Source organism: Halosimplex litoreum (assembly GCF_016065055.1).
Lineage (GTDB): Archaea > Halobacteriota > Halobacteria > Halobacteriales > Haloarculaceae > Halosimplex > Halosimplex litoreum.
In genome coordinates this window covers 1,456,108-1,471,378 of record NZ_CP065856.1, presented here as the reverse complement: position 1 = coordinate 1,471,378, position 15,271 = coordinate 1,456,108, and the positions used below count along the sequence as shown (strand labels likewise).

Annotated in this window: 16 protein-coding genes; 10 read left to right on the top strand and 6 right to left on the bottom strand. The window is 71.2% G+C overall.

Annotation, left to right across the window (positions count from 1 at the left end):
• Window positions 1–8 precede the first annotated feature (8 nt).
• Window positions 9–881, top strand: a complete 873-nt coding sequence (locus I7X12_RS07225; protein WP_198063168.1) for a ZIP family metal transporter — start codon at window positions 9–11, stop codon at window positions 879–881.
• Window positions 882–890: 9 nt separating this feature from the next.
• Here the strand turns inward: I7X12_RS07225 and I7X12_RS07220 are convergent, their stop codons facing one another.
• On the bottom strand, window positions 891–2,132 hold the full coding sequence (locus I7X12_RS07220; protein ID WP_198063167.1) for an outer membrane protein assembly factor BamB family protein: 1,242 nt from the start codon (window positions 2,130–2,132) through the stop codon (window positions 891–893).
• Between the two features lie 103 nt (window positions 2,133–2,235).
• Here I7X12_RS07220 and I7X12_RS07215 point away from each other — a divergent pair, with 103 nt between their 5' ends.
• The 5 genes from I7X12_RS07215 to I7X12_RS07195 all read left to right on the top strand — a co-directional run bounded on the left by I7X12_RS07215 (window position 2,236) and on the right by I7X12_RS07195 (window position 7,327).
• Entirely contained in the window at window positions 2,236–3,681 is a 1,446-nt protein-coding gene (locus tag I7X12_RS07215) for a hypothetical protein (RefSeq protein ID WP_232343096.1), read from the top strand.
• A gap of 78 nt (window positions 3,682–3,759) precedes the next feature.
• Window positions 3,760–4,098, top strand: coding sequence for a DUF7471 family protein (locus I7X12_RS07210; protein ID WP_198063166.1), 339 nt, complete (start codon window positions 3,760–3,762; stop codon window positions 4,096–4,098).
• A 19-nt stretch (window positions 4,099–4,117) separates the two neighbouring features.
• Window positions 4,118–4,630 (top strand): winged helix-turn-helix transcriptional regulator, encoded by a 513-nt coding sequence (locus tag I7X12_RS07205; protein WP_198063165.1) that lies wholly within the window; start codon window positions 4,118–4,120, stop codon window positions 4,628–4,630.
• A 104-nt stretch (window positions 4,631–4,734) separates the two neighbouring features.
• On the top strand, window positions 4,735–6,045 hold the full coding sequence (locus tag I7X12_RS07200) for a DUF7405 family protein (protein WP_198063164.1): 1,311 nt from the start codon (window positions 4,735–4,737) through the stop codon (window positions 6,043–6,045).
• A gap of 142 nt (window positions 6,046–6,187) precedes the next feature.
• Complete coding sequence (locus I7X12_RS07195) at window positions 6,188–7,327, top strand: iron transporter (RefSeq protein ID WP_198063163.1); 1,140 nt, start codon at window positions 6,188–6,190, stop codon at window positions 7,325–7,327.
• A 49-nt stretch (window positions 7,328–7,376) separates the two neighbouring features.
• Here I7X12_RS07195 and I7X12_RS07190 read toward each other — a convergent pair whose 3' ends face one another.
• On the bottom strand, window positions 7,377–8,858 hold the full coding sequence (locus I7X12_RS07190) for an arylsulfotransferase family protein (protein ID WP_198063162.1): 1,482 nt from the start codon (window positions 8,856–8,858) through the stop codon (window positions 7,377–7,379).
• 99 nt (window positions 8,859–8,957) lie between these two features.
• Complete coding sequence (locus I7X12_RS07185; protein WP_198063161.1) at window positions 8,958–9,263, bottom strand: CPCC family cysteine-rich protein; 306 nt, start codon at window positions 9,261–9,263, stop codon at window positions 8,958–8,960.
• A gap of 114 nt (window positions 9,264–9,377) precedes the next feature.
• Here I7X12_RS07185 and I7X12_RS07180 point away from each other — a divergent pair, with 114 nt between their 5' ends.
• On the top strand, window positions 9,378–10,688 hold the full coding sequence (locus tag I7X12_RS07180) for a hypothetical protein (protein WP_198063160.1): 1,311 nt from the start codon (window positions 9,378–9,380) through the stop codon (window positions 10,686–10,688).
• 41 nt (window positions 10,689–10,729) lie between these two features.
• On the opposite strand, the gene I7X12_RS07175 is transcribed toward I7X12_RS07180, so the two are convergent.
• Window positions 10,730–11,002, bottom strand: a complete 273-nt coding sequence (locus tag I7X12_RS07175) for a MarR family transcriptional regulator (protein ID WP_198063159.1) — start codon at window positions 11,000–11,002, stop codon at window positions 10,730–10,732.
• A 216-nt stretch (window positions 11,003–11,218) separates the two neighbouring features.
• Between I7X12_RS07175 and I7X12_RS07170 the strand changes: the two genes are divergently transcribed.
• A complete protein-coding gene (locus tag I7X12_RS07170) occupies window positions 11,219–11,521 on the top strand; it encodes an EMC6-like membrane protein (RefSeq protein WP_198063158.1) in 303 nt (100 codons plus the stop codon).
• A gap of 2 nt (window positions 11,522–11,523) precedes the next feature.
• Window positions 11,524–13,356, top strand: a complete 1,833-nt coding sequence (locus I7X12_RS07165) for a ribosome biogenesis/translation initiation ATPase RLI (RefSeq protein WP_198063157.1) — start codon at window positions 11,524–11,526, stop codon at window positions 13,354–13,356.
• Window positions 13,357–13,387: 31 nt separating this feature from the next.
• Here I7X12_RS07165 and I7X12_RS07160 read toward each other — a convergent pair whose 3' ends face one another.
• Window positions 13,388–13,774: a type II toxin-antitoxin system VapC family toxin gene (locus I7X12_RS07160; protein ID WP_232343094.1), complete on the bottom strand. Its 387-nt coding sequence runs from the start codon at window positions 13,772–13,774 to the stop codon at window positions 13,388–13,390.
• Between the two features lie 38 nt (window positions 13,775–13,812).
• The gene (locus I7X12_RS07155) at window positions 13,813–14,046 is read right to left on the bottom strand and encodes an AbrB/MazE/SpoVT family DNA-binding domain-containing protein (protein ID WP_198063155.1); all 234 of its coding nucleotides are present in this window, start codon (window positions 14,044–14,046) and stop codon (window positions 13,813–13,815) included.
• Between the two features lie 255 nt (window positions 14,047–14,301).
• Here I7X12_RS07155 and I7X12_RS07150 point away from each other — a divergent pair, with 255 nt between their 5' ends.
• A complete protein-coding gene (locus I7X12_RS07150; protein ID WP_198063154.1) occupies window positions 14,302–15,261 on the top strand; it encodes a phosphotransferase family protein in 960 nt (319 codons plus the stop codon).
• The last annotated feature ends 10 nt before the right edge of the window (window positions 15,262–15,271 follow it).

Sequence of the window (15,271 nt, the reverse complement as noted above, 5' to 3'; positions counted from 1 at the left end):
GCCACGCAATGGTCGGACCGGTCGAGCTGCTCGTAGAGGCGCTCGGGTCCCAGCGACTCGTGGTCCAGGCGCTGGTCGGCGGACTGTTCATCGCCGGCCTCAACCTCCTGGGCGCGTCGCTCGTGTTCGTCTGGCGCGACCCCTCGGAGCGGGCGCTGGACGGGGCGCTGGGCTTCGCCGCCGGCGTCATGCTCGCCGCGAGTTTCACCAGCCTGATCCTCCCGGGGATCGACGCGACGCCCGGCGGCAGCCCCCTGCCGGTGCTCGGCGGCGTCCTCCTGGGCGCGCTCGCGCTCGACAGGGCAGACGTGCTCGTCCCGCACGCTCACTACCTGCTGACGGGCAAGCGCCGCGACGACGCGGCAGGCCCCGGGCAGGAGCTGCCGGTCGACAGCGACCGGCTCGCCCCAGTCGTGCTGTTCATCCTCGCGATCACCCTGCACAACATGCCCGAGGGACTCGCCGTCGGGGTCGGATTCGGCTCCGCGGCGGCGCCGGCGCTCCCGGGCGCCGACACCGCACCGACCGTCGGCGACGCCGTGGCGCTCATGCTCGCCATCGGCATCCAGAACGTCCCCGAGGGGCTGGCCGTCTCGGTCGCCGCCGTCAACGCGGGGCTCGACCGCCGCTCGTACGCCGTGATAACCGGGATCCGATCCGGGCTCGTCGAGATCCCGCTCGTGCTGTTCGGGGCACTGGCTGTCACGCTGGCCGCGCCGATCCTGCCCTACGCGATGGGCTTCGCCGCCGGCGCGATGCTGTTCGTCATCAGCGACGAGATCGTCCCCGAGACGCACGTCCGCGGCAACGAGCGGGTCGCGACGCTCGGGACCATCGTCGGTGTCGTCGTCATGCTGTATCTCGATATCTCGCTTGGGTAGTCGGATCCGTCACGCCCCCTCCGCGACTCGACTCCCGTGTTCGAGCGCGACGACGCGACCGTCGCCGTAGCGGACCAGCAACTCGTCACCGGGCGCGGCGGTGAGGTTCGCGGGGGTCACGCCGGTCCAGACCGACACGTCGCGCTCGTAGGCGGCCCGTTCGGCACCCGTCGCCGGGTCGAGGACGGCCACCGTCCCGCCGTTGGTCACGGCGACGACCTCCGGCGAGCCGTCGCCGTCCGGATCCCCGAGCACCGCCGGCGGCGTGACCGACCCCTCGCTCGTCGCCAGTCGCGTCCGCCACTCCTCGCTCCCGTCGGCGGCGTCGAGCGCCCGGAGGACGTTCCCCGCCTCGCTCACGTAGGTCTCTGGGTCGCCGTCGCCGTCGCCGTCGGCGAGCGCGCCCATCGCGGGCGACCCCTCGGTCGAGCGATTCCAGCGGCGGTCGCCGGTCGCGCCGTCGAGTGCGACCACGCCGTCGTTACCGGCGACGACCACGACCGACTCGCCGTCGACGGTCGCCGCCGCGGCGTCGTTCGCTCCCACGTCACGCCGCCAGCGCACGGTTCCGTCGGCCTCGAAGGCGACCGTCTCGCTCCGGCCGGCGACGACGACTTCGCGACCCTCGTCGCCGTCGATATCGGCGACGACCGGCGAGGCGTAGACGATCCCGGAGACGTTGCCGCGCCAGCGGACCGTCCCGTCGCCGCTCGCGACGAACACGTCGCCCGAGATGTCGCTGGCGACGACCTCCGGGTCAGCGTCGCCGGCCACGTCGGCGACGGTCGGCTGGGCGTACCCGTAGGCCGTCGTCGGGACCCGGAACAGTTCCCGCCCGTCGCTCGCCGCGACGGCGACGGTGGCGTTCTCGGTCGTTCCCGCGACGACTTCGAGGGCGCCGTCGCCGTCCAGGTCGGCGACGGCCGGTTTCGTCAGCGCGTGGCTGAAACACCGCTCGGGCGGGACGCCGACCCACCAGCGGACGCTCCCGTTCGCGCTATCGAGGCGGTTCAGCGAACACGACCGGCGAGTGAGGTCGTCCTGGCTCTGCAGGCCGGTGACCGGCGCGACGACGACGCCGTCGGCGGCGCCGACGCCGTGGTGGTTGAACTCGTTGTCCCGCGCGGTGTCGCTGATCCACACCTCGGTCAGCCCGCCGCCCCCGCCCGGGAGCGTCCAGAGCGCGGCGGCGCCGACGCCCGACAGGGTGACGACCAGGAGCGCCAGCGCGGCGACCGTGCGAGTCCGCATCGTCGGCGTCTCGGGATCCGACGGTGAAAGCCCTTCCGACGAGCGCTCGGGATTCGAGCGACGTACCACAGGCCATTTGCCCGCGCTCGGCCGAGTGCCCTGTATGTCACCCCGCGGCGACGCCCGGCTCGGCCCCGTCCTCGTGCGGCCGGCGCTCGCGGCGGTCCTCGCGACGGTCGCGCTCGCGGCCGCTGCGGGCGTCGCGAGCGCCCACGAGCTCGTCGCGCGGGAGTTCACCGCGCCCGTCCCGCTGGAGCTGCTGTTCGTCGGGTCCGGCGCGACGGTCGGCCTGACGGCGCTGTGGCTCGGCGTCGCCGACCGCACCGCGTCGGCCCGCGCCGCCGACGCGACGGGGCGTCGGGTCGTGACCGTTCCTGCGTCGCTGGTCGGTCCGCTGGCGGCGGCCGCCCGGATCGCCTTCCTCGCGCTGTTCGTCGGGGCGCTCGCTCACGGCCTCCTCGGTCGCCAGGTCGCCGCCGAGAACCTCGCGACGCTCGTCGTCTGGCCGCTCGTGCTCAAGGGGAGCGGCCTGCTCGCCGTCCTCGTCGGCTCGCCGTGGCGAGTCCTCTCCCCCTGGGAGACGCTCTACGACGGCCTCGTCGCGCTGGAGGGCCGGGAGATCGCACTCGCCGGCTCGTACCCCGAGCGCCTGGGCGCCTGGCCGGCGGTCGTCGGGTTCGTCCTCGGCGTCGGCGTGCTGGAGAACCTGACCGTCGCGACGCGCTCGCCGTCGCTCACGGTCGCCGTCGCTGCGGCCTACGCGGTCGCGATGCTCGCTGGGAGCGTCGCGTTCGGTCGCGAGTGGTTCGCCCGCGCCGACGCCCTGACCGTCCTGTTCGACCTGCTGGGACGGGTCGCGCCGCTGTCGGCTCGCCGGACGGCCGACGGGTCCCTCGCCGTCGCCGTCCGCCCGCCGTGGCGCGGCGTCACCCGGACGCTCGGCGGTCGCTCGCTGGTCGCGTTCGTCGTCGCCGCGGTCTACACCGTCAGTTTCGACGGGTTCACCGCTACCGGGACCTACCGCTCGCTCCTCGACTTCGCTCGCGAGACGCTCGGCGTCGGCGTCGCGAGCGTCGCGCTCTACGTGTCGGGACTGCTCGTCTTTCTGGTGTCGTTCGCGCTCGCGGCCGCCGTGGCCGAACGGCTCGGCGCCGGTGGGTCCGTGGCCGGCGTCGACCGTCGGGCGGCCGCGACGGCGTTCGGTGCGACCGTCCTCCCGATCGCGGCCGCCTACGAGGTCGCGCACAACTACCCGTTCGTGGCGACGAACCTCGGCGCGACCGTCGCCGTCGCCCGCGACCTCGCGCTCGGGGTCGCTGGCGACCCGATCCGACCCCTCGCCGCCCTCTCGGTCGAACTGTTCTGGCTGTCGCAGGTGGCGCTGGTCGTCGCCGGTCACCTCGTCGCCGTCGTGGCGGCTCATCGGGTCGCGACCCGGCGGTACGGCGAGGGCGGGGCGGCCCGCCGCGGGCACGCCCCGTTCGTCCTCGTCATGGTCGGGTACACCGTGCTGTCGCTGTGGATCGTCTCGCGACCGCTCGCGGCCTGATCCGCCGAGCGCTGGGTCCCCGGGCCGCGCGCGACCCCGAAGCGACCGACTTAGGTGCGCGGGGCGACTACTGTGCGTGTGACACCGCTGTGTCCGGTCGCCCACGCCGCGCCGTCGCCGGACCCCGGTCTGCTCGGGGTCCACCTGTTCGCGGGCGTCGGCTCCGGACTCCTGCTCGCGCTGGCGGTCGCGGCGCTCGGCCAGCGCGGCTCGCGCTCGTACCTGCTGGTCGTCCTCGCGCTCGGCGCGTTGCTCGCCCGGACCGTCGTCTCCGGGCTGGCGATGTTCGGCCCGCTCGACGCCGGCGCCCACCACTTCGCCGAGCACGCCCTCGACGCGATGCTCGCGACCTTCCTGCTCGGGGCTATCTACTACGCCCGGTCGGCCGCTCCGAGCGCGCCCGAGAAACCGCTATGACGACGACGGCTACCCGACAATGACCGACACCGACACCCGCGCCCGCGTCGCCGCGCACGTCGCCGACAACCCGGGCGTCTACTTCAGCGAACTCGTCCGTCAGCTCGACCTGGCCCCGGGGCAGGTCCAGTACCACCTGCGGAAGCTCGACGACCGCGTCGTCAGCGACGACCTCTACGGCCGCACCCACTACTACCCACCCGACTGCGACGCCTTCGAGCGGCGCGCGCTCGCGGTCCTCCACCGCGAGACCGCCGCCGACATCGTCGTCTTCCTCCTCCGGAACGGGCCGACGCCCGCCGCCGAGACCGCCGAGAGCGTCGGCGTCGCCCGAAGCACCCTGGAGTGGCACCTCGACCGGCTCGTCGAACTCGACCTCGTCGCCAAGCGCCGCGACGAGCGCGGTCGCGTGACGCTCGCCCTCGAAGCGCCCGAGGAGACCGCCCGCCTGCTTCGAACCGTCGAGCCGTCGCTGCCCGAGCGACTGGTCGACCGGTTCACCCGTCTGGTCGACCGCCTGCTCGCCGAGTAGGCGGCGAGGCACTCGGCCGGGGATCGGACCCGCGCTCGTCTGTCCCGACCGCTTTCGAGTGGCCGACCAGAACCCCCTTGTCGGACCAGCCGCTAGACCCGTCGATGCCACCCAGTCGCCAGCGCGGGGTCTCGCGTCGGGAGTTCGTCAAGGCCGCCGTCGCAATCGGCGGGTCCGCGGCGCTGTCGGCCTGCCTGGGTCGGGAGAACCCCGACCTCCCGCAGGGGCCCGACGACCTCTCGGGGCTGTCCCGCCGCCAGCACGCCTGGAACGACGCCCTCCGCACCGACGACCACGGCAACCACGTCCCGCCGCGCCACCACTTGCTCCTCTATCTCGACTACGCCGGCGACGGGACGCCCACCGACACCGACCGCGAGACCGCCGAGACCGCCCTCCGGTCGCTCGAACGCGCCTACCCACCCAGCACCGACGACGGCGATATCGGCCTCCTCTTTACCGTCGGTTACGCCCCCGCCTACTTCGACCGGTTCGAGGGGACTCTGCCAGAGAGCGTCGATCTCCCGACACCGGAGGCGCTCGCTCCGTTCGAGGACCCCGTTCCGGACGAGCCCGACGCGGTCGTCCACCTCGCGAGCGACTACGGGTCGGTCCTGCTGGCCGCCGAGGAAGGCCTGCTCGGCGAACGCGAGGAGGTGAACGGTCGCGAGGTCGAGGCCACCTTCGACGGCGTCTTCGAACGGGCCAGCCTCGCCGAGGGCGGCCGCGCACGCCGGACCGGCTTCATCGGCGAGGGACTCCCCGCCGACAACCAGGACGTGGCGGGGATCCCCGACTCCGAGCCCGTGCCCGACGACGCGCCGCTGTACATGGGCTTCGAGTCCGGCTTCGAGAAGAACCAGGCCACCGAGGACTACGTCACCATCGCCGAGGGACCGTTCGCCGGCGGCACCACCCAGCACGTCTCCTCGATGGACCTGAATCTCACCCAGTGGTACGAACAGGACAGCCGCGAGCACCGCGAGGCGTCGATGTTCTGCCCGGCTCACGCCGACGACGACGTGATAGAGGGGACCGGCGAGAACCTGGGCAACTCCAACGGCGTCGGCGGCTGCGCCGAGACCGTCGAGCAGGACGCTCGCGACGGCGTCGTCGGCCACGCCCAGAAGAACGCCCGTGCTCGCGATGACGGTCGGCCGGTGATGCTCCGCCGCGACTTCGACTCGACGGACGGCGACCGCGCCGGCCTGCACTTCCTCGCGCTCCAGGAGTCGATCGCCGACTTCGTGAAGACCCGCGAGGCGATGAACGGCACCGACGCCGCCGCCGAGGGCGCCGTCGGCCAGCGCGCCAACAACGGCATCCTCCAGTACATCAACGTCCGCCGCCGGGGCAACTACCTCCTCCCCCCTCGCGAGTCGCGGGCACTCCCGACGCCGAACCCCGGTGAGTGACTGGTCCGAGGACTCGCGGCGAGCGCCCGACGGCGCAGGCGTCGTCGGCCACCGAACTCGACCGACGACTCCCGAGCTACCACCGGCAGCTTTCGAGAACCCAACCAGAAGCCGCTTTTGGGTACAGCGGTTAGGGCCGGGTATGCACAGACGACGCTTCCTCGCCGCGGGCGCGGCCGCGGCGTCGGTCGGGCTGGCCGGGTGTCGGTCGCTCTTTCAGACGCGGTCGGCGCGGTCGCCGCCGCTCGTCTCCGACCGTCCCGACGCAGTCTACGTCCCCAGCCACGTCGAGGGGATGTCGATGGTCGGGATGGCCTCGGCCGGGGACTTCCAAGTCGCGCTCACCTACAGCTACCCCCATCGGTTCTGGCTCGTCAGCGGTGACAGCCCGAACATGGTCGAAATCGAGGGGTCGGACTCGCTGCACCTCATGACGACCGTCTGGGACCCCGAGACGGGGACCGTCCTCCCGCACGGGTCGGTCACGACGACGATCACTCGCGACGGCGAGACGCTCACCAGCGGCAAGTCGCTCTGGCCGATGATCTCCCAGAACATGGGCGTCCACGCGGGCGACAATCTCGCGCTCGACGGCGACGGCACCTACGACGTCGAAGTGACGGTCCCACCGCTTCCGACCCGTCGCGCGGGCGCGTTCGACGGCCGCTTCGGCGAGCTGGGCAGCGCTTCGTTCTCCCTGGAGTTCTCCCAGTCGGCGCTGGAGGAGATATCCTACGAGACGCTACCCGACCGACAGGGCGAGCGCGACGCCCTCGACCCCATGGAGATGGAGATGATGCCGGTCTCGTCGACGCCCGCGCCCGGGGACCTCCCGGGAACCCTCGTCGGCGAGGGGACCAGCGGCGACGCCCGGTTCGTCGTCTCGCGCCTCGACTCGCCGCCGGCCGGCGTCGCCGCCGAGGAGAGTGAAGCGACGGCGACCGACGCGAGCGGTGACGGCACCGTGACGGCGACCGACTCCGGCCCGAGCGGCGACCGCTCGTATCTCGGCGTCTCGATGCGGACGCCGTACAACGGCAATCCGATCCCGCAGGCGTCGCTGTCGGCGACGGTCGTCCGCGACGGGACGACGCTGTACGACGGCTCGCTCGCCCCCACCGTCGACCCCGACCTGGGCTATCACTACGGCGCCGTCGCCGACGTCCAGTCGGGTGACGACCTGACGCTGTCGGTCGACGCCGTCCCGCAGATCGCCCGCCACGAGGGCTACGAGACCGCCTTCATGTCGTTCGACGAGCTGTCGATGACGGTCGGGGAGTAGCGTCGACGAAGAGGGAGTGACCCCGCGGGCGGACGGTGGGGCGACTCGCCTACTCTCGCCCGGGCAAGGAGACGCCGCGGGCCGCCAGCAGGTGGTCGACGCCGCCGACGAGGACGAACAGGAGCCCGAGCGCCGTCGCAGCGAGGTGGAGTTCCCCGAACCAGATGGGGACCCAGGCGAACGTGCCCTGGAGGCCGGCGACCCCTTCCGAGAGCAGGGGGATCCCGTCGTCGGGCGCGGTCAGGGCCCCGGAGCCGTTCGCGGCTGTCATCCGCGGCAGGGGCGTTTTCGTCGGCGTCGCGCTCGCGCCTCCCGCGACCGTTCCGTTTCCGTCGGCGCCCGTCGAGCCGCCGTCGTAGCTGCCCGCGTACTCGCCGTACGGGAGGCGGTCGGCCTCGTAGACGATACCGGGGCCGTGCTTGGCGGCGGCGCCGACGGAGACGTTCCAGACCATCTCGCCCTGGGGGTTGACTTCGATCACGCGCCGGTTGCGCGAGTCGGCGATCAGCGTGTCGCCGTCGGGCAGGCGGTCGGCGTCGCGGGGCCAGGTGAGCGCGATACCGCCGGCCCGGTCGACCGCCCAGACGGGCTCCCAGCTGCCGTTCTCGGTCCGGTGGAGTTCGACCACGCGGTCGTTCTCGCTGTCGGCCACCAGCACCGCCCCGTCGCCGAGCCACTGCGGGTTGTGCTGTTCCTTGATGACGCTCGGGTCGCCACAGCGCACGTCGCCGTCACCGTCGGCGTCGTAGAGCCGACCGCTCTTGAGGCAGTTGGCGTCGCTCGTCCCGTCGTCCTCGTTGACGACCTCGACGACGCCCTCGCCGCGCTCGACGACGACCAGCTGGTTGGCGTTGCGCACCGAGACGAGGAACCGGCCGTCGCCGATGGTGTCGACGTCGTTGATGTGCAGCCAGTCGCGGCTCGCCGGATCCGGCGGCGCCTCGTAGAAGTCGCTGGCGTGCCACTCCCAGACCTCGGTGTCGTTCTCGACGAGGACGACCCGTTCGGCGTCCATGTCGACGTAGACGATGCCGCCGTCGCCGGTCGCGTCCGCGGCGTGGACCTCGCTGTTGGTGATGCTCCCGACGGGGAAGCTGTACTCCGAGACGATCTCCCCGCTGCCGGGCTCGACGACCCGGTAGCCGGTCCGGGCGCAGGGCGCCGAAAGCTCGCCGCAGTCGTCGGCGCTCTCGTTGGCGAAGGCGGCGAGGACGCGTCCGTCCTCGAGCCTGCTCACCTCGAAGTAGCCGTCGGCCTGGGTGTTGCGCCAGGCGACCGAGCGGCCGTCGAAGGCGACGACGCTGCCGTGGGTCACCCAGCCGCCCTGGTTGCCGACGAGCGTCTGTGGCTCGCTGGGGGCGGGCGTGGCGCCGGGATCGGAGGGCGCATCGGTGTCGTCCGGTGAGGGCGTCGCCGGCGCGTCGACGCCGCCGGCGGACCCGGAGGGGGCGGTCGCGGCGCCGACGACCATCGTCACGACGAAGAGGCCGACGCCGAGCAAGGCCAGGGCGCTGCCGCGCGAGACGTCCATCGTGGCACGTTGCTCCGCCGCGTTCGCGAATAAGCCTTCGGGTCCGTGACGAGTCGACGTGGCACGGTCCCGCTCCACTCCGGTCGCGTCCCGCCCCGCTCACCCCTCGCGCTCGTAGGGCCAGTTGGGGTCTCGGGGTTCGTCGGATTCGGGTTCGCGCGTGCTCGGCGCGGCGTCCGCGACGCAGGCGCCGTACTCCCGGACGTTTTCGCGGGCCTCGGCGAGGCTGACGTGGTTGGTGTCGCTGACGAACTCGGGGTCGGCGAACTGGATGGGGTCGTCGAGCCAGTCACAGACCGGGCACCGCTCGTAGGAACCCGGCCGTCCGGGCGGGAGCGTCCGGTAGCCACAGCACGGACAGTAGCCCCGCTCGCGCGCCGCGGGGTTGCCCGGCGGGTCGGTCATAGCCGCCCTTGGACCCGTCGGGAGAAATGGATGGCGACGGGAGTCCCGCGAGCGGGATCGTCCGGGGGTCGATGGTGACACAAGACTTACCGGTCGGCTGGGCGAGCGTTCGCTGTGTCACTGGCCGACCGCGAAGCGCGACTGCGGGCGAGACTCACCGCGGCAGCGCCCGGACGGGAAACCGTGGTGTTCGGGAGTCTCGTGGGCTTTTGCGCCTTTCTCGTCGGGTACGCGGCGACGTTCCTGTCGGAACGCCACCGGATCCGTGACCCGACGCGGCCGGTCCTCTCGCGGTTCGGCTACGGGGTCGATGCGGGCCAGGAGATAACCGTCGGCCCCGACGGCGCGCTCCCGAGCGCCTGGCGGTTCGCGGCCTGGCAGTACCACCAGCTCCACGGCGTCCGGCTCGACCCGTGGTTCGGGGCCGGTGGGAACGTCGCCCCGCCGTCTCGCCCGCTCGTGATCGTGCCCGCGCTGGTGCTGGCCGCCGCGGGATTCCTGCTGGTCGCTCGAACGCGGGCGGACGACCCGTGGGTGGCGGCCAGCCGCGGCGGACTCGTCGCGGCCGGGTACGCCCCGCTGGCGGTGGGGTCCGCCCGGCTGTCGGCGTGGGCGGCGCCCGAGACCGTCCGGATCGTGATATCGGGACTCGGTGCGACGACCCATCCGCTCGGCACCGTCGAGGTTCCACTCGGACCGGCCGTCGCCCTGACCGGTCTCGTCGTCCCGGTCGCCTTCGGCGCGCTCGGCGGGTATCTCGCGTTCGCGTGGCGTGGCGGGGAGTGGCCTCGGTCGCTGGTCGCTCGCGGCGCGGTCGCCGGTGTGGCAGCGTTCGCGGTCGGGTGGGCGGCGGTTCGACGAGCGACCGAGCGCCGTCTCGCGACCGAGGGCCCCGGTCCGGTCCAGGCGGTCGGCGCCGCCGCCGACGGCGAGTACACGGGGATCGCACCCGGAGCGGTCGACCCCGGGCTGCACACGCTCGCGACCTGGCAGTTCCACCGAGTCCACGGCGGGTCGATGGCGGTGCGGTACCGGCGGGCGGTCACCGACGGCGTCGACGCCGTCAGGGTGTTCGATCTGGCGGGGATCGTACCGGTCGTCCCGGCGGTCCTCCTCCTCGCAGGCGCGGCGCTGGTCTACTCGACCGGTGAGGCGGACGGCACGACTGCGGCGCTCCGCGGTGGGGCGGTCGCGGTCGGCTACCTCCCGCTGGCGGCGGCGACGGCGCTCCTGTCGGCGTGGACGCCGCCCGCCGCGCCGGACCTGGTGCTCGCGGTGTCGTTGCTCGACGCGGTCCAGCGGACGGGGCTGGTGTACCCCGTGACGTTCGGCGCCGTCGGTGGTCTCGTGGGATTCGTCGCGGTGGTCGCGACCGGTCACGTCCGGCGCGCGCTGTCGCGGGTCGACCCGCGCAAAGCGGGGTAGCGAGAACGGCACGAGAGCGCGTCGGAGACGCGAAAACGGACTCAGTCGGCGGAGGCGGCGGTCTCGCAGTCGCCGTCGCAGTCGGTCAGATCGATCTCGTAGAGGTTCTGGCGGGCGTCGGCGAAGTAGACGTCTTCCTCGACGACGCCGACGCCTTCGAGGCGCTCGAGGGCGTAGCGGACGGTTCGCGCCGAAAGCATCGACTCCTCGACGATCCCCTTCTGCGTGAGCGGACCGTCGTACTCCAGTACCTTGAAGACGAGTTTCGCGCTCGGCGGCAAGTCGCTGAGGTCGTCCCCGTCTGTCTCGGGCATCGGTAGGTGGGTAGGGCGCGTCTACAATAAAGATTGACACTGGCGACAGCCAAGACGCCACAGTATCGCCGGAACGCGGTCGAATACGGCAGGGTCGTGCTCGCGGTGCGACCGTGGATCGGTCGCCGCGTGGTCTCGGCGCGCGCGGCCACTTCGGGTCGGCCACCGGGGGGACGGAACGAACGGCTTTTGGGGCCGCGTGGCCGAGACGAACGTATGGCTACCGAAACCGCCGATGGGTGGGACGACCACCTGCGGGGGCTGACGGTGACGACGCTCGCCTCCGTGCTGGGGATCGGCGCCGGCGTGGCCGCCCAGGCGCTGGCCGCCGGCCCGAACGACCGGCTGGGCCTGTACCTGCTCGGTGCGGCGGTGCTCGTCCAGCTCCCCGTCTACATGGCGATCGGCATCGACGTCGACGACTTCGGCGTGAAGGAGTACCTCTACATCGCCTTCATCACCTTCTCGCTGTGGTTCGTCTCCTGGGGCATCCTGCTGACCGCGGAGACCTCGCTGTAACGATGGCGGACGATTCGATCGCGGTCGTCGACCTCGACAGGTGCCAGCCCGACCGCTGTAACTACGAGTGCGCGAACTTCTGCCCGCCCAACCGCTCGGGCAAGGAGTGCATCGTCACGCGCGAGGAACGGTTCGAGGAGGGCGAGCCCTTCGAGGGCGGCCCCGACCAGATCCACATCTCCGAGGAGATCTGCCTCGGCGAAACCTGCGGGATCTGCGTCAACAAGTGCCCGTTCGACGCCATCGAGATCATCAACCTCCCGCAGGAACTCGACGACGAGCCCGTCCACCGCTACGGCGAGAACGCCTTCGCCCTCTACGGCTTGCCCGCCCCCCAGGAAGGCCAGGTCACCGGCATCCTCGGCCCGAACGGGATCGGGAAGACCACCGCCGTGCGCATCCTCGCCGACGAGATGGCGCCCAACCTCGGCCAGGTGTCGGGCGACCCGCCCGCCTGGGAGGCCATCATGGACGAGTACCGCGGGACCGAGCTGCAGACCTACCTCGAAGAACTCCGCGAGGGCGACGTGACCGTCGCGCGCAAGCCGCAGTACGTCGACCAGATCCCCGACCAGTTCGACGGCACCACGCGCGAACTGCTCGAACGGACCGACGAGCGCGGCGCCCTCGACGACCTGATCGACCGCGTCGGCATCCGCCCGGTCGTCGACCAGGACATCGACACGCTCTCGGGCGGGGAACTCCAGCGCGTCGCGCTCGTGGCCTGTCTCGCCCGCGACGCCGACTTCTACTTCCTCGACGAGCTGACGCCGTACCTCGACATCGGCCAGCGGATGACCGCCGCGCGACTGGTGCGGGAACTCGCCGACGAGGGCGGCCGCTCGATGCTCGTCGTCGAACACGACCTCGCGATTTTGGACCTGCTCGCCGACACCATCCACGTCGCCTACGGGTCCTCGGGCGCGTTCGGTGTCATCACGAGCCCGAAATCGACCAAGAACGGGATCAACGAGTACCTCGGTGGCTACCTGGAGAACGAGAACATGCGGGTCCGCCAGGAGTCCATCCAGTTCGAGGAACACGCCCCCCGTTCGACCGCCGAGGGCGACGTGGTCGTCGAGTATCCCTCCCTCACCAAATCCTACGGCGACGGGGAGTTCTCGCTGGAGGTCGAGGGCGGCGAGATCCAGGAGAACGAGGTCCTGGGCGTCGTCGGCCCGAACGGCATCGGGAAGTCGACGTTCGCCCAGCTGCTGACCGGCCGCCTCGACCCCGACGAGGGTGAGGTCGACGCGCGGCTCGATATCGCCTACAAGCCGCAGTACGTCGAGATCGACCAGCCGATGCGCGTCGACGCGTTCCTCTCCTCGATCACCGACGACTTCGGCACCTCCTACTGGAACACGGAGATCGCAGACCCGCTCCAGCTCGACCGCATCATGGAGCAGGACCTCACCGACCTGTCCGGCGGGGAGCGCCAGCGCGTCGCCATCGCGGCCTGCCTCTCGGAGGATGCCGATCTGTACCTGCTCGACGAGCCCTCCGCGCACCTCGACGTGGAACAGCGTGTTCGCGCGACGAGCGCCATCCGCCGCTACGCCGAGAACCACGACGCGACCGCGCTGGTCATCGACCACGACATCTACATGATCGACCTGCTGGCCGACCGCCTGCTGGTCTTCGACGGCGAACCGGCCGCACACGGTCACGCCTCGCCGCCCGTGGGCATGCGCGACGGCATGAACGAGTTCCTCGCGAATCTCGACATCACCTTCCGCCGCGACGAGCGCACCGGCCGCCCGCGGATCAACAAGCCCGGCTCACAGCTCGACCGCGAGCAGAAGAACGCCGGCGAGTACTACTACTCGGATTGACGACGGCGCTACGCTCTGTCTGTGGCGTTCGTCACCGATACGGGTTCACAGCACTGTTCAATCGAGTGACCCCGTCGACCTCGTCGAAATCGTCGTCGAAACTGTAGACGTACTCGACCTCGTCCGACCGCATGAACGCAGTCTGCATGCAATCGCCGAAATTCAGGCCAGGAGTATCTCGAAACAGGGAGCGCCCGACGCCGTAGTTCTTCTTCGGGTTGTACGGGAGTTCGAAGTGAGCACCGCGAACGAACCGGTCGAGCAGGTCGACGGCCCGTTCGTGGCTCAAGCGCTCTTCGACGTAGTTGAGCGTCTCCAGTAACGCTTCGTTCGTGATCACACCTGTGGGGAGTTTTCCGTGGTCGATCCCGCCGAGGATTTCCAGTCCGACTTCGTGGTCCTCGTCGTCGGTATCCACCGCTGCGATGAGTACCGTCGCATCCAGAAGCGCGCGTGTCACCGTTCCGCACCGGTCGTATTGTGTCCGGTCGCTCCGTCACCACCCATCGGCGCCGGCTCGAAATCGTCGAAGACCCCTTCTCGCTGGTGGACGATTTCGACCCGTACGTCTCCGTCTTCGACGGTCCACCGGATTTTGTCGCCCGGCTCGATGTCGAGTCGCTCTCGAACCTCTGACGGAATCGTGACCCCACCACGTTCGCTGACTGTCGTCTCGTCCGTCGCTCCCATATGTCGGCCCACGCACCAGACACGGATAAACCTCATGTGAGGTTGCATGACCCTCCTTTTGATCGGCCATTTTCCCCTGATTGCTCGGTCGGTATCCCTCTGATCGGGACGATGTCCCGTTGGGTCACCGCGAGCGCGCAGGACACCGTTTCCCGGTGCTCGGAGGCCGACGACCGCCGCTCTCGTCTGGGGCCGCCGTGTGACTCGCTCTCACCGCTCCGCAACGCCCAAACCGCCCGCTCGCGACAGCCGATCATGGACGAGCGGTTCGCGACGGCGCTGGGCGACGCGTTTCCCGACCGGGAGATCGCGGGTTTCGCCGACGACGACCCGCAGCTGAACGAGCGCAACGGGACCGTCCCGGTCGAGTTCGCCGACGGCGAGCGCGTCTTCTGTAAGATTGCCGTCGACGGGGACGGCGGACGGCTCGACGCCGAACGCGCGGTGATCGAGTACGTCGACGCCGACTGCGACGTGCCGGTTCCGACGGTGCTGGCCTGCGACCCCGACGCCGAGGTGCCGTACCTCGTCACCGCGCCGATGGACGGGCGTCCGCTGGCGAACGTCAAGTACGAGGCGGACCGCGCGGGCGAGGCGGCGGCGATGCGAGCGCTCGGTCGCTCGCTCGCCGAACTCCACGACCGGCGGTTCGACGCCCACGGTGAGATCACGGGCGGCGGCACCGACGGCCTCGCCGTCGACGAGAAGCCTTGGATCGACGTGTTCCTCGGCGGGATCGAGACGATCCGCGAGATGGCTCACTCGGAGCGGTTCGAGCGGTACGTCGACGACGTGGTCGCGGCGGTCGAGGCCAACCGCGAGACGCTGGACGCCGCACCGGCGACGCTGGTCCACAACGACCCCCACAGCGCGAACGCCTATCGGAGCGAGGCCGGTGTCGGCCTGCTCGACTGGGAGTTCGCCCGTGTCGGCGACCCGGCGCGAGGGCTCCACCGAGTGCGCGAACAGGAGTTCGGGCTCTTCCGCCCCGACGAACCCGACCACCAACTCGACGCGCTCCGCGAGGGGTATCGGGAGCGCGCCGGTGACCTTCCGGACGGGTATCGAGACCGCGTCCCGATATACGAGGCCGTCAGACTCCTCGGCGCGTCGGCGTTCTTCGAGGAGAAGGCCGAGTCGGCCGACGAACCCCCGCGCGAAGTCGCCGAGTGGATGGATGCGGAGATGGAGCGACGGTTGGACGCGATCCAGTGAGCGGCGTCGA

Bases quoted from the DNA above. Each gene is read 5' to 3' on its own strand.
- I7X12_RS07225 (WP_198063168.1), top strand. From the start codon at position 9: ATGGTCGGACCGGTCGAGCTGCTCGTAGAGGCGCTCGGGTCCCAGCGA.
- I7X12_RS07220 (WP_198063167.1), bottom strand. From the start codon at position 2,132: ATGCGGACTCGCACGGTCGCCGCGCTGGCGCTCCTGGTCGTCACCCTG.
- I7X12_RS07215 (WP_232343096.1), top strand. From the start codon at position 2,236: ATGTCACCCCGCGGCGACGCCCGGCTCGGCCCCGTCCTCGTGCGGCCG.
- I7X12_RS07205 (WP_198063165.1), top strand. From the start codon at position 4,118: ATGACCGACACCGACACCCGCGCCCGCGTCGCCGCGCACGTCGCCGAC.
- I7X12_RS07200 (WP_198063164.1), top strand. From the start codon at position 4,735: ATGCCACCCAGTCGCCAGCGCGGGGTCTCGCGTCGGGAGTTCGTCAAG.
- I7X12_RS07195 (WP_198063163.1), top strand. From the start codon at position 6,188: ATGCACAGACGACGCTTCCTCGCCGCGGGCGCGGCCGCGGCGTCGGTC.
- I7X12_RS07190 (WP_198063162.1), bottom strand. From the start codon at position 8,858: ATGGACGTCTCGCGCGGCAGCGCCCTGGCCTTGCTCGGCGTCGGCCTC.
- I7X12_RS07185 (WP_198063161.1), bottom strand. From the start codon at position 9,263: ATGACCGACCCGCCGGGCAACCCCGCGGCGCGCGAGCGGGGCTACTGT.
- I7X12_RS07175 (WP_198063159.1), bottom strand. From the start codon at position 11,002: ATGCCCGAGACAGACGGGGACGACCTCAGCGACTTGCCGCCGAGCGCG.
- I7X12_RS07170 (WP_198063158.1), top strand. From the start codon at position 11,219: ATGGCTACCGAAACCGCCGATGGGTGGGACGACCACCTGCGGGGGCTG.
- I7X12_RS07165 (WP_198063157.1), top strand. From the start codon at position 11,524: ATGGCGGACGATTCGATCGCGGTCGTCGACCTCGACAGGTGCCAGCCC.
- I7X12_RS07155 (WP_198063155.1), bottom strand. From the start codon at position 14,046: ATGGGAGCGACGGACGAGACGACAGTCAGCGAACGTGGTGGGGTCACG.
- I7X12_RS07150 (WP_198063154.1), top strand. From the start codon at position 14,302: ATGGACGAGCGGTTCGCGACGGCGCTGGGCGACGCGTTTCCCGACCGG.